Source organism: Rhizobium sp. CIAT894 (genome assembly GCF_000172795.2).
Classification (GTDB): Bacteria; Pseudomonadota; Alphaproteobacteria; order Rhizobiales; family Rhizobiaceae; genus Rhizobium.
The window spans coordinates 1,982,886-1,997,110 of the sequence record NZ_CP020947.1; the positions used below are offsets into that span (position 1 = coordinate 1,982,886).

At 59.1% G+C, this 14,225-nt stretch carries 17 protein-coding genes; 9 read left to right on the forward strand and 8 right to left on the reverse strand.

The annotated features are described in order from the left end of the window. Window positions 1-35 precede the first annotated feature (35 nt). Window positions 36-614, forward strand: coding sequence for a shikimate kinase (locus RHEC894_RS09880; RefSeq protein ID WP_010069458.1), 579 nt, complete (start codon window positions 36-38; stop codon window positions 612-614). Window positions 615-798: 184 nt separating this feature from the next. Continuing rightward, window positions 799-1,194 carry a hypothetical protein gene (locus RHEC894_RS09885; RefSeq protein ID WP_085737128.1) on the forward strand — a complete coding sequence of 132 codons (396 nt, stop codon included), beginning with the start codon at window positions 799-801 and terminating at the stop codon, window positions 1,192-1,194. Between the two features lie 136 nt (window positions 1,195-1,330). Here RHEC894_RS09885 and RHEC894_RS09890 read toward each other — a convergent pair whose 3' ends face one another. Further along, window positions 1,331-1,642, reverse strand: a complete 312-nt coding sequence (locus RHEC894_RS09890; RefSeq protein ID WP_085737129.1) for a hypothetical protein — start codon at window positions 1,640-1,642, stop codon at window positions 1,331-1,333. A gap of 210 nt (window positions 1,643-1,852) precedes the next feature. Further along, window positions 1,853-2,287 carry a DUF3597 domain-containing protein gene (locus RHEC894_RS09895; RefSeq protein ID WP_085737130.1) on the reverse strand — a complete coding sequence of 145 codons (435 nt, stop codon included), beginning with the start codon at window positions 2,285-2,287 and terminating at the stop codon, window positions 1,853-1,855. A 504-nt stretch (window positions 2,288-2,791) separates the two neighbouring features. Here RHEC894_RS09895 and RHEC894_RS09900 point away from each other — a divergent pair. Continuing rightward, window positions 2,792-3,361 carry a hypothetical protein gene (locus tag RHEC894_RS09900; RefSeq protein ID WP_085738928.1) on the forward strand — a complete coding sequence of 190 codons (570 nt, stop codon included), beginning with the start codon at window positions 2,792-2,794 and terminating at the stop codon, window positions 3,359-3,361. Between the two features lie 58 nt (window positions 3,362-3,419). Here RHEC894_RS09900 and RHEC894_RS09905 read toward each other — a convergent pair whose 3' ends face one another. From RHEC894_RS09905 to RHEC894_RS09920, 4 genes are all read right to left on the reverse strand, one after another. Continuing rightward, a complete protein-coding gene (locus RHEC894_RS09905) occupies window positions 3,420-4,193 on the reverse strand; it encodes an amino acid ABC transporter ATP-binding protein (RefSeq protein ID WP_085737131.1) in 774 nt (257 codons plus the stop codon). Window positions 4,194-4,208: 15 nt separating this feature from the next. After that, window positions 4,209-5,354 (reverse strand): amino acid ABC transporter permease, encoded by a 1,146-nt coding sequence (locus RHEC894_RS09910; protein WP_085737132.1) that lies wholly within the window; start codon window positions 5,352-5,354, stop codon window positions 4,209-4,211. 1 nt (window position 5,355) lies between these two features. Next, a complete protein-coding gene (locus tag RHEC894_RS09915) occupies window positions 5,356-6,558 on the reverse strand; it encodes an amino acid ABC transporter permease (protein ID WP_085737133.1) in 1,203 nt (400 codons plus the stop codon). 95 nt (window positions 6,559-6,653) lie between these two features. Further along, complete coding sequence (locus RHEC894_RS09920; protein WP_085737134.1) at window positions 6,654-7,679, reverse strand: amino acid ABC transporter substrate-binding protein; 1,026 nt, start codon at window positions 7,677-7,679, stop codon at window positions 6,654-6,656. A 362-nt stretch (window positions 7,680-8,041) separates the two neighbouring features. Here RHEC894_RS09920 and RHEC894_RS09925 point away from each other — a divergent pair, with 362 nt between their 5' ends. Beyond that, entirely contained in the window at window positions 8,042-9,232 is a 1,191-nt protein-coding gene (locus RHEC894_RS09925) for a cystathionine beta-lyase (RefSeq protein ID WP_085737135.1), read from the forward strand. A gap of 44 nt (window positions 9,233-9,276) precedes the next feature. On the opposite strand, the gene RHEC894_RS09930 is transcribed toward RHEC894_RS09925, so the two are convergent. Further along, window positions 9,277-10,428, reverse strand: coding sequence for an FAD-dependent monooxygenase (locus RHEC894_RS09930; protein WP_085737136.1), 1,152 nt, complete (start codon window positions 10,426-10,428; stop codon window positions 9,277-9,279). Between the two features lie 27 nt (window positions 10,429-10,455). Further along, window positions 10,456-10,701, reverse strand: coding sequence for a zinc-finger domain-containing protein (locus tag RHEC894_RS09935; protein ID WP_085737137.1), 246 nt, complete (start codon window positions 10,699-10,701; stop codon window positions 10,456-10,458). Between the two features lie 157 nt (window positions 10,702-10,858). Between RHEC894_RS09935 and RHEC894_RS09940 the strand changes: the two genes are divergently transcribed. From RHEC894_RS09940 to clpS, 5 genes are all read left to right on the forward strand, one after another. Further along, window positions 10,859-11,644 carry an alpha/beta hydrolase gene (locus RHEC894_RS09940; RefSeq protein ID WP_085737138.1) on the forward strand — a complete coding sequence of 262 codons (786 nt, stop codon included), beginning with the start codon at window positions 10,859-10,861 and terminating at the stop codon, window positions 11,642-11,644. 129 nt (window positions 11,645-11,773) lie between these two features. Further along, window positions 11,774-12,607, forward strand: coding sequence for a serine O-acetyltransferase (gene cysE, locus RHEC894_RS09945; protein WP_085737139.1), 834 nt, complete (start codon window positions 11,774-11,776; stop codon window positions 12,605-12,607). 135 nt (window positions 12,608-12,742) lie between these two features. After that, window positions 12,743-12,946 (forward strand): DUF3126 family protein, encoded by a 204-nt coding sequence (locus RHEC894_RS09950; protein ID WP_085737140.1) that lies wholly within the window; start codon window positions 12,743-12,745, stop codon window positions 12,944-12,946. Between the two features lie 271 nt (window positions 12,947-13,217). Further along, complete coding sequence (locus RHEC894_RS09955; RefSeq protein WP_085737141.1) at window positions 13,218-13,589, forward strand: phasin family protein; 372 nt, start codon at window positions 13,218-13,220, stop codon at window positions 13,587-13,589. Window positions 13,590-13,865: 276 nt separating this feature from the next. Then, the gene (gene clpS, locus RHEC894_RS09960) at window positions 13,866-14,216 is read left to right on the forward strand and encodes an ATP-dependent Clp protease adapter ClpS (RefSeq protein WP_037094677.1); all 351 of its coding nucleotides are present in this window, start codon (window positions 13,866-13,868) and stop codon (window positions 14,214-14,216) included. Window positions 14,217-14,225: the final 9 nt, after the last annotated feature.

A 14,225-nucleotide genomic window follows, 5' to 3' on the forward strand; every position in this document is an offset into this window, starting at 1 on the left:
GCTGTCTGGAACGGCTGCGAATGAGGTCATGGTCGATGGCAAAAATCCACATCGAGGTTCGCCGGCCGTGGCGGCCGGGCGAGACCATTTTTCTTCTGGGACCGGGCGGCGTCGGAAAATCGACGCTCGGCCGTCAGCTCGCAGAAAAGCTTGGTTGGGGGCTCGTCGACCTCGATCTGGAGTTCTGCGAGCGCCTGGAGACAATCGGGACCTTCATTGCTGCCCACGGCTATGAGCGTTACCGCGCGGAAAACCTGGCGCTCGCGAAACGTCTGGTGATGACAAATCCGACGCCGCATATTTTTGTCACGCCATCCGGGTTCCTGGCGGCACAAGCAGGCACTAATGACTATGACGAGGCTCGGAGATTGGTTTCCACGGGCTATGGCATCGTCTTGCTGCCGTCTTTGGATATCGAGGCCGCGACCGCGGTTGTTGTCGAACGCCAACTGAAACGGGGATTTGGCTTTCAACAGGCGACGGAAGATCGGAAGTTCAGGGAGCGCTTTCCCATCTATCTCAAGGAGGGGAACGCGCTGGTGGCATCCATGGAGCATCCCACCGATGTCGCAGATGCCGTTATTCGATCTGCTGCCGTCTACCGGCAGGCGTAGCTCACACAGCCTGTCTGCACCTGATATCCTGACGCCGTTGCGGGGACCTGAATGACGACCTCGTGCAGAACGAGTTTGTCGGGCGCGCCCGACCCGACCGCTTATTGCCCCTAATCATAATAGGCGGGATTTCGTTCCGGCCGATGGGGTGTAATTTGACCATCCATCTTCTGGGGGCGGAAACATGAGAACGATCCTTTCAAGCGTCGCAACGGTGGTATTTTTGCTGTCGGCTGCCACCACCTATGCCGTCGACCTTCCGGCTGGAGCCAAGAAGGTCACGATGGAAGAGTTCAAAGCATTTGCTGACGGCAAGCGTGTGAAGGTGGAGATTGTCGATATGGGAAAGCCCGTGACCGCTGATCTGGTCTGGAACTGGAAAAAGGGCACCATCACCGGCAAGGCCGACGTTGGCGGCAAAATGATCGACGTAAAAACCAAACTCACGTTCCAGGGCGATAAAGCTTGCTCCAACGGCAAAGGCGAAAAGCCAAGCTGCCATTTTATCTATATCGACGGCGACAAGTTCTATGAAGTTCGCGATGATATGAAAGTTCATGCGGTCTCGACCGTCGGGTGAGGCTTGCGGTCTGCCTGCTACTCCGGCCGCTGCTCGATTCGAGAAACTCGCTGAATCGATACGCCCCGCCAATAGGGCGGGGTTTCTGTTTTTTGACTTCGAATGTCTACGGCGGATCGGCGCCGTTCGGCCCATCTCAGCGATCCAGAAAATGCTCGAAGTAAACTTCGGGGATAGGGTAGGCGTAGACGCCTCTGTCGATGAAGCTGTGCCTGGAGAGGCAACTTCTCAGCGCCGCGTTGTAGTGCAGGCTGCGCGAATCCTGCGAGCCGCGTTGCCAAGAGCCTGCCTCCGGCCCGCACCAGCGGAGCGCTTTGTCGTAGCGAGCCAGAAGGACCGGGTCGGTATCGACCCGAACGCCGCTGTAAGATCGATAGTTTGAAGGGGATTCCGCGGCCGAAATACAGCCCAAACCAAGTGCAACGCCGACGACTGCCATCAATCTCATTGGATTTATTCTCCCCTGATCGATTATCGAAGTAATCAAGCGGAACGTTATTGGTTCCAGTGCCTGTGGGCAAGGGGACTTGTGGTCTCAGGATCGGCGGATGCCCCTGGATTGCCGAGCTTCCGTGAGTGAGCCACTATCGCGAAGTGCCGGCGGCCGGATAGCCGCCGCAAAGTGGCGGCAGCTATCGGTTGTTGATCAAGCGAGGGATCAATCCAGCAGATCGGCAGGTACTTTGCCGCCATTTTCCGAAAGCCGCTTCATCAGCGCCTTGTGCAGCCACATATTCATTTTTGCGGAATCGCCGCTGTCGCCGGTATAACCGAGCTCGGCGGCAAGTTCCTTGCGCTCGGCCATGCTGGCATCCATCCCGACCGCTTTCATCAAGTCAACGATCGAGTGGCGCCAATCGAGTTTCTGGCCGCTCTTTTTCACGGCCGCGTCAAGGATCGGGACGATATCGACATTTGCTGCGGCCGTGGCCGGCTTGCTCGGAGCGGGAGCGGCCGCGGGTGCGGGACTGGGCGCTGCGGACGGCGAGACGGGAGCCGGGGCGGGCTGCGTCTTCGCCGCGCCGGCTGCCACGGGTTCGGTTGCTTTCGCTTCTCCGAAGATTGCATGTTTGATCTTGTCGAAAATGCCCATTCTTGAACCTCCAGTTCCATCAAATGAGAACATGCTGAAATATGGAATTCCCGCTTGATATATCCAGGCGGAAGAGGAGTTATTTTGGGCCGCCTCAATTAATGGTGGAAATCCGGTTCCGAAGCAAAATGCAGGCGATCTGCGCGGCAACGCTCTCAATGGATCAACCGCCGGCAATCGTATCGAGAACCGAGCTTTGCTTGGCGGGTCTGAAGATGTTTGATGTTACTGGGAAGAAATACTGCGCCGGTGCTCCAGTCACTGCCAGACATGTTGAATTTTGGCACAATCGGCCTGGCAATTCGTAATTCGATAACCGTGAAAGATCATTGTACGCGACTGAGCCGGCTTACCGTGCCGTATTGCGAAACATTCCTCATGCCTTCACGTTGCCTTGCCGTGGACGCCCTGCAGTTGCAGGAGATCCAGACGATCGAAGGCACGCGCGTTCCTCGATTTTCGACTGCCGGGCAGAGCGTCCGGCGAATGGAAACGGAGGAAAACATGAACCATAATCATAAAAGACTATCCCTGACGGTGCTTGCATGCACCGGCGCCCTGCTTGCCATGCCGGCAAGCGATGCGCGCGCTATCGATGTCGGCGTATCGGTGAATGCCGGCAACGCCGTCAGCGCCGATGCCAATGCTTCCGTCGGCGGTTCGAGCGGCGTCAACGCCGATGCGAGCGCCAATGCCGGCGGCGGCGACAATGGTCTCGATGCCAATGCCAATGCCAGGCTCGGTGGCGGGCGCGGCGTCGATGCCGGTCTCAATGCACGCATCGGCGGTTCCGATGGGCTCGATGCCAACGCCACGGCCTCGGTCCGACGCGGCAGCGGTGTCGATGCCAATTTCGCCATCGGTCGAGCGGATCGGGCAGGCGGCAGCAACAGGTCCGCACCTGACGGCACCCTCAGCGCATCGCAGGCTCGTGTTCTGGAGGACTTCCGGGCGAGACCCGTCAATGAGCAGCGCAAGATGCTTGTCCGCTGCGCGGATATCTCCGCTTCAAGCGGCTCCGATTCCGGTCTTGCCGGTCTCTGCAGTCTGCTGCAGGCCTCAGTATCCCGCTGAATGTGAAGACCCGCCGAACCGGAAGGCGCGGCGGGTCCTTTAAGACGCTTTCAGTCCCTTAATGCAGGATCTGGCTGAGGAACAGCTTGGTGCGTTCGTGCTGCGGATTGTCGAAGAACTCGGCCGGCGAATTCTGCTCGACGATCTGGCCCTGGTCCATGAAGATGACGCGGTTGGCGACCTGGCGGGCAAAGCCCATTTCGTGCGTCACGCAAAGCATGGTCATGCCTTCCTCGGCAAGACCCACCATGGTGTCCAGCACTTCCTTGATCATTTCAGGATCGAGCGCCGAGGTCGGCTCATCGAACAGCATGATCTTCGGGTTCATGCAGAGCGAGCGGGCGATTGCCACGCGCTGCTGCTGACCGCCGGAAAGCTGGCCCGGATATTTGTTGGCCTGTTCCGGGATTTTGACGCGCTTCAGGAAGTGCATGGCGATCTCTTCCGCCTGCTTCTTCGGCATCTTGCGCACCCAGATCGGCGCCAGCGTGCAGTTTTCGAGGATCGTCAGGTGCGGGAAGAGGTTGAAGTGCTGGAACACCATGCCGACTTCGCGCCTGACCTCGTCGATCTTCTTCAGATCGTTGGTGAGCTCGGTGCCATCGACGATGATCTTGCCCTTCTGATGTTCTTCCAGGCGGTTGATGCAGCGGATCATCGTCGACTTGCCGGATCCAGACGGACCGGCAATGACGATGCGCTCACCGCGCATGACCTTCAGGTTGATGTCGCGCAGCACGTGGAAATCACCGTACCACTTGTTCATGTTGATGATCTCAATGGCGACCTCGGTCGCCGACACGGCCATCTTTTTTGTTTGAGCTTCTGCCATTTGGGGGACCCCTTTTTATCGTTTGTAGCCGGTGTCGAGGTGACGTTCTATGAATGCTGAATAGCGCGACATGCCGAAGCAGAAAAGCCAGAAGGCGAAGCCGGCGAAAATCAATCCCGTCAGCGGCGTTACCGCGCTTGCCCAGTTCGGATCGGTGAAGAGGAAACGAACGATGCCGAGCAGGTCGTACATGCTGATGATCGACACGAGCGAGGTATCCTTGAACATGCCGATGCAGGTGTTGACGATACCGGGGATCACCAGCTTGATCGCCTGCGGCAGGATGATCAGCCGCATTTTCTGCCAGTAGCCGAGGCCGAGTGAATCGGCGCCCTCGAATTGCCCCTTCGGGATCGCCTGCAGACCGCCACGAATAACCTCGGCCATATAGGCCGAGGCGAAGATCGACACGCCGACGATCGCGCGCAGCAGCTTGTCCACCGTCCAGCCTGCCGGCAGGAACAGCGGCAGCATGACGCTCGCCATGAAGAGCACCGTGATCAGCGGTACGCCGCGGACGACTTCGATGAAGATGACGCAGATCGTGCGGATAACCGGCATATGCGAGCGCCTGCCGAGCGCCAGGACGATGCCGAGCGGGAAGGAGACCGCAATGCCGACGAAGGAGAGCACCAGCGTCACCATCAGCCCGCCCCAACGGGGGGTCTCGACGATTTCGAGGCCAAATCCGCCGTAAAGCAGAACGATGGAAACGATCGGCAGCGCGATGAAAAGCAGGAGGGCATTCAGGCCCTTGCGCGGTGCGGAAGGGATGAGCATCGGCACGAGCAGGAGGACGAAGAGAATGCCGACCAGCGTCGGCCGCCAGCGCTCATCGAGGGGATAGCTCCCGAAGATGATCTGGTCGAACTTTGCGTTGATGAAGGCCCAGCAGGCGCCGCTCCAGCCGTCTGGCTGGATGCCGCCCTGAACTGTCGTGGCGCAGAACGTGCGGTCCGGACCGCTCCAGACCGCCTGCACGAAGAGCCAGTCGATCGCGTGGAACAAGGCCCAGGCGAGAAAGACCAGCGCCAGGACGGTAAGGATTATGTCCTTCGGCGTAGCCAGCAGATTACGGCGAAGCCAAGCTACTGCGCCTTTTTCCCCTGAGGGAGCCGGCTCCGGCGCCAGTATGGCGGTTCTGACGAAACTGTTGCTCATCTTATCTCTCCACCAGCGCCATCTTGGCATTGAACCAGTTCATGAACAGCGAGGTCACGATACTGAGGCTGAGGTAGATGACCATCCAGATGAGGATCACCTCGACGGACTGACCGGTCTGGTTCAGCGTCGTGCTGCCGACAGCGACGAGATCGGCAAAACCGATGGCGATCGCCAGCGACGAGTTCTTGGTCAGATTGAGATACTGGCTGCTCAGCGGTGGAATGATGATGCGGAAGGCCTGCGGAATGACGACCAGACGAGTGATCGACGAGGGATGAAGCCCAAGAGCGGCGGCAGCTTCCGTCTGTCCCTTCGGCACGCCGCGAATACCCGCACGCACGATCTCGGCGATGAAGGCTGCGGTATAGAAGGAAAGCGCCAGGAAGAGCGACATGAACTCGGGGCCGACGACGGAGCCGCCGGTGAGGTTGAATTTGCCCGCGATCGGATAATCGAAGGAAAGCGGCGCGCCGGCGAGCAGGAAGGCGACAAGCGGCAAGCCGATCAGCAGCCCGATCGAAGCCCAGATCGTGTGAAACGGCTTACCTGTCGCCGCCTGCCGGCGATGCGCCCATCGGGCCGTCGCAAAGACGGCGATGATGGCGATGACGACGGCGATGCCGACGAGCCAGAAACCCTCACCGAAAATCGGCTTGGGGAAGGAAAGGCCGCGATTGTTCAAATAGGATCCAAGCGGCAGATGCAGCGACTCGCGCGCATTCGGCAGAACCGCCAGAACGCCCGAATACCAGAAGAAGATCACAAGCAGTGGCGGGATGTTGCGGAAGACTTCGACATACACCGTGCACAGCTTGGCAATCAGCCAGTTCCGCGACAGGCGGCCTATGCCGATGATGAAGCCGATGATGGTGGCGGTGATGATGCCGGTAACGGCGATCAGGATCGTATTCAGAAAGCCGACCAGTAGCGCGCGACCGTAGGTCGAATCGCTGGAATAGGCGATCAGTGACTGACCGACCTCGAAGCCGGCGCGGCCGTTCAGAAAGCCGAAACCCGATGCGATGTTGGCGCGCGCCAGATTGACGGCAGTGTTGTGTGCCACCCACCATACGAAGGCAACCAGCAATACGATGGTAAGAATTTGGAAGAAAATGCCCCGAATTGTCGGGTCGTAGAGGGCGGACTGGAAGCTCCAGCCGCTCCTGGATACACGTGTTGAATCCAAAGCCTGATGCGTCATGCCTGGCCAATTCCCCATTACGCTCCTTTTCGGAGCTTTTTTATTGGAGGGGGAAAGGCGGTTGCCCGCCTTTCCGGCTTCATGCGTGATGCCGCTCAGCGAACCGGCGGAGCGTACTGGATGCCACCCTTGTTCCACAGGGCGTTGAGGCCGCGAGCAATCTTGAGGGGGCTGCCCTGGCCGATATTGCGCTCGAACACTTCGCCGTAATTGCCGACGTTCTTGACGATGTTGTAAGCCCAGTCGTTGGTCAGGCCGAGATCGGTGCCGATCTTGGTATCGGCCTCGACGCCAAGGAAGCGCTTGATGTCAGGGTTCGGCGAGTTCTTCATGTCATCGACATTCGCCTGAGTGATGCCGAATTCTTCAGCATTGATCATGGCATAGCCAACCCAGCTGACGATATCGAACCACTGGTCGTCACCCTGGCGAACGGCCGGGGCGAGCGGCTCCTTGGAGATGATTTCCGGCAGGATCGTATGTTCGTCCGGGTTCTTCAGCGTCAGGCGCAGCGAATAGAGGCCGGACTGGTCGGTGGTGTAGACATCGCAACGGCCGGCATCATAGGCGGCATTGACCTCGTCCAGCTTTTCGAAGACGACCGGATTGTACTGAAGGTTGTTTGCCTTGAAGTAGTCGGCGAGGTTCAGCTCGGTGGTCGTGCCCGACTGGACGCAGACCGACGCGCCGGAGAGTTCCAGTGCCGACTTCACGTTCAGGCTCTTGCGAACCATGAAGCCCTGGCCGTCATAGTAGTTGACGAAACGGAAGTTCAGGCCGAGAGCGGTGTCGCGGTTGATCGACCAGGTCGTATTGCGGGCGAGCACGTCGATTTCACCGGACTGAAGGGCCGGGAAGCGATTGGCGGCGCTGAGGGGGGTAAATTTCACCTTGGTGGGGTCGCCGAAGACAGCCGAAGCGACAGCCTTGCAGAAATCCACATCGAAGCCGGCCCAATTGCCGGAAGCGTCAGGCGCGGCAAAACCGGCAAGACCGGTATTGACGCCGCACTGAATGAAACCCTTTGCCTTTACGTCTCCGAGAGTGGTGGCCGAGGCGGCCGAGGCGCCAAGTGCCAAAACTGCTGCGCCGAGAACGGCGGACAGAAGCTTGTTCTTCATTTTTTCCCAACCTTTTCTGTTGTCTTATATTTTCTTGTGAGGATTGCCGGCGGAAAAATCTGCCGCCCCCATGTGTCTCGCCAACCTCCCGGCGCGAGTGGGGCCTATCTCAGTCGCAAATGTCACTATGGTCAAGTGTCGCCATCAATAATTGCGGCAAAATTCAGAATTTTGGCAGATTGCGCTGAATTCGAAGGCGATTGGCTAGGAAATAGGCGTCCGATCGCGGAAAAATAACGCGAAAATCGAAAATTTCATCGTCCCGGGACATTATCCGCAAGCGAACGTCAAGGGTTGACCGGAAACGGCGGGGCGTCCAAAAGTCTGCCTTCGCGTCCCTTCGCCAAAAGGCTATTTCCGACATGAAAGACAAAGACAGCGTGCTGCAGAATGCCGGGATCAATACCCGCCTGACCCATATCGGCAACGACCCTTTCGATTATCACGGCTTCGTCAATCCGCCGGTCGTGCACGCCTCGACGGTGTTGTTTCCGAATGCGAGGACGATGGAGACGCGCTCGCAGAAATACACCTATGGAACGCGCGGCACCCCGACGACGGATGCGCTCTGCGAGGCGATCGATGCCCTGGAAGGCTCGGCCGGCACGATCCTCGTGCCCTCGGGCCTTGCGGCCGTCACCATTCCGTTTCTGGGTTTCGTCGCCGCCGGCGATCATGCGCTGGTCGTCGATTCAGTTTACGGCCCGACCCGCCACTTCTGCGACACGATGCTGAAGCGCCTCGGCGTCGAGGTGGAATATTACGACCCGGCGATCGGCGCCGGCATCGAGACGCTGTTCCGGCCGAACACCAAGCTCGTCCACACCGAGGCTCCCGGCTCCAACACCTTCGAGATGCAGGATATTCCGGCGATTTCGGCGGTGGCGCACCGCCATGGCGCCGTCGTCATGATGGACAATACCTGGGCAACGCCGCTCTATTTCAGGCCGCTCGATCACGGCGTCGACATCTCCATCCACGCGGCGACGAAATACCCGTCCGGCCATTCCGATATCCTGCTCGGAACGGTGTCGGCCAATTCAGAGCATTGGGAACGGCTGAAGGAGGCGAATGGGGTGCTCGGCATCTGCGGCGCTCCCGATGACGCCTATCAGATCCTGCGCGGTTTGCGCACCATGGGCCTGCGCCTCGAGCGGCATTATCAAAGTGCACTTGATATAGCAGAATGGCTGGAGGGCAGGGAGGACGTCGCCCGCGTGCTGCATCCGGCGCTGCCGAGTTTCCCCTCTCACCATCTCTGGAAACGCGATTTCAAGGGCGCCAGCGGCATCTTTTCCTTCGTGCTTGCCGCCGATGGTCCCGAGAAGTCCAGAGCCAAGGCGCATGCCTTCCTCGATGCGCTCAGGATTTTCGGTCTCGGCTATTCCTGGGGCGGCTTTGAAAGCCTCGCCCTGCACGCCTACCTCAACGATCGCAAGGTCGCCAAGGCGCCGACGGACGGTGCGGTCATCCGCCTGCAGATCGGCATCGAGGATGTGGCCGACCTCAAGGCCGATATCGAACGGGGTTTTGCGGCCGCAAGTGCCGTCTGATAGGAGCCGTTTGATCATAGCCGGAGTGCTGGCGCCTGCCGCGCTTATGGCTGGCGCACAGCCTGGTATCCGTAGATCCAGTCGAGGTCGGCCGCCAGGCTTTGCGGCGGCTTGAGCCCGAGCACCAGATCGCGGCCGATCCGGATCGGCCCCTTTGCATGATAGGCGAACCGGTTGAAGGCACCGCGCTGGCGAAGCTTCGCAATGCGCGGCACGCGATGTTTTTCGAAGAGCGCCAGGGCCTCGGCCGCCGGATGGTTCGACAGAAACGCCGCGAGTTCATAGGCATCTTCGATCGCCATGGCCGCTCCCTGCGCGGCAAAAGGCATCATCGCATGTGCGGCGTCGCCGATCAGAACCGTTGCGCGGCCATCCTGCCATGCGCCTGCGGTGGTTTCGAACAGCGGCCAGAACGTCAGCTTCCGGTTTTCGAAGAGCGAGACGATCGCGGCGTTCCAGCCGGAAAAGCGTGTCCTGAGCTGGGCGCGCTGCTCTTCCGTCGCCTCACTTTGCCAGGCTTGCGGCGCGCTGTTGCCGGCGGTGATCGCCACCATGTTGAAGCTGCCGGTCTCCTTCAGCGGATAGCAGACGAGATGCACCGATCCGCCGAGGAAGGCGCAAACGCTCGACCGGTCGAGAAACCCCGGCGCTTCCGCTTCGGCAATGGTGAACCGGTAGGCGATATTGCCGGAAAAACGCGGCGAGGGACTGTCGGCAACGGATGGCCGCAGCTTCGACCAGACGCCGTCCGCACCGATGACGACATCGGCGGCCCGCTCGAAAGACGGCAGGGCTGATTCCATCCGCACGCCAAGATGAAGCCGGCAGAGCGGATCGGACTCGACCGCCGCCAGAAGGACTTTCTGCAATGTGGTGCGATGCAGGACGCCATAGGGAGCGCCCCAGCGCTGCCGCGCGAATTTTCCCGCCGGCACCGCCGCGAGCTGACGCAGCGAACTGCCCGATATCAGCCGGATCGTCTCCGGCTCGAGCCAGACCTTCGAGAGCTCTTCAAGAACGCCGAGTTCGGCAAGGATGCGGGAGGCGTTGGGGGAAACCTGCAATCCGGCGCCGATTTCGGTGAGTTCACCCGCCTGCTCGAAAATCTCAGAGCTGATGCCGCGCCGCGAAAGCGAAAGGGCCGCAGTCAGCCCTGATATCCCGGCGCCGATGATGGCGGCATGTTCGACCGGCATTGTCCGTCCGATCCCGACCTGGGCTGATTACGCCGCCTTCACGTGGAAAACGCAGCCGGCCGGATTGGTCTGGCTGGGCTTGAGCGCCGAGTTGAAGCGATAGAGCGTCGAGCAGTAGGAGCAGACCTTCTCGTTGTCGTCGCCCATGTCGATGAAGATATGCGGATGGTCGTAGGGGGCCGAAGCGCCGGTGCACATGAATTCCTTGACACCGACCTCGATAACGCGGTGACCGCCGTCGTTCTGGAAGTGGGGAATGTTGTGGCCGGCCATGTCGCTCTCCGAATACTTTGAAATCTGCGCGGACCTTATAAGCCTTCGCCGTAAATGTGTAGAGCCAAAGCGCCGCGCCGAGCACAGTTTTCAGCCGCAGTTTTTGGCTTCACCCTGAAAGGTGGCTCGATTATGGTCGCGCCAAAAGGAAGACCCGATGAACCTGAATACGCCCACATTTTCAAGCTTCACACATGACGGATTGAAACTCGCCTTTTTCGACGAAGGCGATCCTTCCGGCGTGCCCGTCTTGTTGATCCACGGTTTTGCCTCGACGGCAAACGTCAACTGGGTGCATCCCGGCTGGCTGAAGACGCTGGGTGACGCCGGATACCGGGTGATCGCCATCGACAACCGCGGCCACGGCGCCAGCGACAAGCCGCATGATGCCGAAGCCTATCGTCCCTGGGTGATGGCGGGCGATGCGATCGCGTTGCTGGATCATCTCGGCATTCCGGAAGCCAATGTCATGGGCTATTCCATGGGCGCGCGCATTTCCGTCTTTGCCGCCCTTGCCAATCCGCATCGGGTCCGCTCGCTGGTGCTCGGCGGCCTCGGTATCGGCATGACCGACGGCGTCGGCGATTGGGACCCGATCGCCGATGCGCTGCTGGCTCCCTCGTTGGATGCGGTGACGCATGACCGCGGCCGCATGTTCCGCGCCTTTGCCGAGCAGACGAAAAGCGACCGTGTCGCCCTTGCCCAATGCATCCGCGGCTCGCGTGATCTCGTGCCCCGCTCGGATATGGGAAAGCTCGACATGCCGACACTGATAGGCGTCGGCACCAAGGATGATATTGCCGGCTCGCCGCAGGAACTGGCGGCGCTGATGCCCAATGCCGAAGCGCTCGATATTCCGGGCCGCGATCATATGCTCGCCGTCGGCGACAAGGTTTTCAAGCAGGCGGTTCTGGCCTTCTACGTGGGCGTCGCCGAGCAGTGACATCGTCGTGATGCCGTAAAATCTCACCTAAAAAACCATGGCGACGGCACCCATTTATGTTATTGGCGTTTTCCTCTATATATTGGCATTCCGAAAACGGCCTTCCTGATGGCAACGAGGAGAGCGGCGATGGTCGCAAAGACTGACATCCGTGCTTTTGAGACAGGCCATCCGCTGAAGGTGATGGATCCCATCTGGGATAGCCTGCGCGAGGAAGCCCGGCTTGCCGCCGAACAGGACCCGGTTCTCGCCGCCTTTCTCTATTCGACCGTGATCAACTATCATTCGCTCGAGGAATGCGTCATCCACCGCATCTGCGAACGTCTCGATCATCCCGACATGCAGGCGAACCTGCTTCGCCAGACCTTCGAGGAAATGCTTCTCGATTGGCCGGAATGGAGCTCCATCCTGCGTGTCGACATCCAGGCGATCTACGACCGCGATCCCGCCTGCCTGCGTTTCATGGAAGCGGTACTTTATTTCAAGGGCTTTCATGCGTTGCAGACGCATCGCTTGGCCCATTGGCTGCTGAACCGCGGCCGGCGTGATTTCGCGCTTTATCTGCAGAGCCGCTCCTCCAGCGTCTTCCAGACCGACATCAATCCGGCCGCCCGGATCGGCAAGGGCATATTTCTCGATCATGCCACTGGCCTCGTCGTCGGCGAGACGGCTGTCATCGGCGACAACGTCTCCATCCTGCATGGCGTCACACTCGGCGGCACCGGCAAGGAGGGCGCCGACCGCCATCCGAAGATCGGCAGCGGCGTCATGATCGGCGCCGGCGCCAAGATCCTCGGCAATATCGAGATCGGCTACTGCTCACGCATCGCAGCCGGCTCGGTCGTCCTGAAGGCGGTGCCGCCGAAGAAGACGGTCGCCGGCGTGCCGGCCAAGGTCGTCGGCGAAGCCGGTTGTTCCGAGCCGTCGCGCAGCATGGACCAGGTAATCGGCGCCGATATCTGAGCGCCTGTTGAAAAAGACAGAAAAGTCGGCGGGCCGGTGCGGGGATAGAAATTGCCGAGCGGCAGGTCCGCCTTTACACCGCTGCTTTTCCTGTGCAAGAAGCGGCCAATCAAGACCGTTTACGGAGATGACAGAGTGAAGCCAGAAGAAATCAAGAAGCTCGACGCCTATTTCAAACGCATGTTGAACCCGCAGATCGTCGTCAAGGCGCGTCCGCGCAAGAATGATTCTGCGGAAGTCTATCTTGGCGAAGAATTTCTGGGCGTCGTCTATGTCGATGACGAGGACGGCGACCGCTCCTACAACTTTTCGATGGCGATCCTCGACGTCGATCTTTGATCGCATTCGAAAGCTTCAAGACGACCGGGCGGCACGTTCCGCCCGGTTTTTTTATTTTTTTGCCGCCGGACAAAATTTCTTTTAAAGCTTCCGGTTGTGGCATTGTGATATATATTAGCAAAATCAGTTAAAGACGTACGTGCCCCGGCGCGCATTCACTGTTTTATTATTGAAGCACAACTTTTGGATGTTTTGCAACGCACAAGACTACTTGACTATTTGTGCGTTGCAGCTACCCTGCCGCCATCCCACAGCCCAACGGAGGACGGTCATGTTCAACTTTGACGATGCAAACAGGAAGAGCAAGGAAGCTGTCGATACGGCGCTGAAAACCTATTCCGACACGACCAGGGGATTCCAGGCGATCGCCGCCGAAGCCGCTGACTATTCGAAGAAATCCTTTCAGGATGCGGTGACGCATTTCGAAACGCTGGCCGGCGTCAAGAGCTTCGAGGCTGCTTTCGAATTGCAGACCAACTACGTCAAGGCGTATTTCGAAGGCCTGGTCTCCGAGACGACGAAGCTCGGTGAAATGTATGCCGATCTCGCCAAATCCGCTTACAAGCCCTATGAGGCGCCGATCGCTGCTGCCGTCACCAAGGCAACCCGCCAGGCACCGCCGGCGACGCCTGCCGCCGCATGATTTGATTTTAATAGCGCAACCTGCGCTATATGTTGAAATACCGGGACCGGCTACGCATCTGTAGCCGGTCTTTTTTGTTTCCACTTTCGCCGCAGCGTCTGCATGGATCGGCCGGGGACTTTTTTAGTCTTTCCCGTGCATGCCGGCCATTTCTTGATTGCAGTGACTGACAGGGGGCTTAAAATCGGCCTATTATGAACTAAGTTAGTGTTTCAGATATTCGGCGGGAAAAGCACCCTCCCATGCTCCGCCGGATTGCTTGAGGAATGAATGACAATGATCGCAAAGCCGATCCGGATGCAGAACGACAGTGAAAGGAACGGGGAGAACGGAAATCGAACCTCGGTCATCACGCGCACCAAGCCGAAGACCAAGAAGCCCAATCTCTACCGCGTGCTGCTTTTGAATGACGACTACACGCCCATGGAATTCGTCATCCATATTCTGGAGCGTTTTTTTCAAAAGGATCGTGAAAGTGCCACCCGCATCATGCTCCATGTCCATAACCACGGCGTCGGCGAATGCGGAATATTCACATACGAGGTAGCGGAAACGAAGGTCAGCCAGGTGATGGACTTCGCCCGGCAGCACCAGCATCCGCTGCAATGCGTCATGGAAAAGAAGTGAGGATCTGAA

Coding starts and splice junctions, on each gene's coding strand:
- RHEC894_RS09940 (WP_085737138.1), top strand. CDS start 10,859: ATGAACCTGAATACGCCCACATTTTCAAGCTTCACACATGACGGATTG.
- cysE (WP_085737139.1), top strand. CDS start 11,774: ATGGTCGCAAAGACTGACATCCGTGCTTTTGAGACAGGCCATCCGCTG.
- RHEC894_RS09905 (WP_085737131.1), bottom strand. CDS start 4,193: ATGGCAGAAGCTCAAACAAAAAAGATGGCCGTGTCGGCGACCGAGGTC.
- RHEC894_RS09925 (WP_085737135.1), top strand. CDS start 8,042: ATGAAAGACAAAGACAGCGTGCTGCAGAATGCCGGGATCAATACCCGC.
- RHEC894_RS09920 (WP_085737134.1), bottom strand. CDS start 7,679: ATGAAGAACAAGCTTCTGTCCGCCGTTCTCGGCGCAGCAGTTTTGGCA.
- RHEC894_RS09930 (WP_085737136.1), bottom strand. CDS start 10,428: ATGCCGGTCGAACATGCCGCCATCATCGGCGCCGGGATATCAGGGCTG.
- RHEC894_RS09915 (WP_085737133.1), bottom strand. CDS start 6,558: ATGACGCATCAGGCTTTGGATTCAACACGTGTATCCAGGAGCGGCTGG.
- RHEC894_RS09890 (WP_085737129.1), bottom strand. CDS start 1,642: ATGAGATTGATGGCAGTCGTCGGCGTTGCACTTGGTTTGGGCTGTATT.
- RHEC894_RS09910 (WP_085737132.1), bottom strand. CDS start 5,354: ATGAGCAACAGTTTCGTCAGAACCGCCATACTGGCGCCGGAGCCGGCT.
- RHEC894_RS09885 (WP_085737128.1), top strand. CDS start 799: ATGAGAACGATCCTTTCAAGCGTCGCAACGGTGGTATTTTTGCTGTCG.
- clpS (WP_037094677.1), top strand. CDS start 13,866: ATGATCGCAAAGCCGATCCGGATGCAGAACGACAGTGAAAGGAACGGG.
- RHEC894_RS09935 (WP_085737137.1), bottom strand. CDS start 10,701: ATGGCCGGCCACAACATTCCCCACTTCCAGAACGACGGCGGTCACCGC.
- RHEC894_RS09955 (WP_085737141.1), top strand. CDS start 13,218: ATGTTCAACTTTGACGATGCAAACAGGAAGAGCAAGGAAGCTGTCGAT.
- RHEC894_RS09895 (WP_085737130.1), bottom strand. CDS start 2,287: ATGGGCATTTTCGACAAGATCAAACATGCAATCTTCGGAGAAGCGAAA.
- RHEC894_RS09900 (WP_085738928.1), top strand. CDS start 2,792: ATGAACCATAATCATAAAAGACTATCCCTGACGGTGCTTGCATGCACC.
- RHEC894_RS09880 (WP_010069458.1), top strand. CDS start 36: ATGGCAAAAATCCACATCGAGGTTCGCCGGCCGTGGCGGCCGGGCGAG.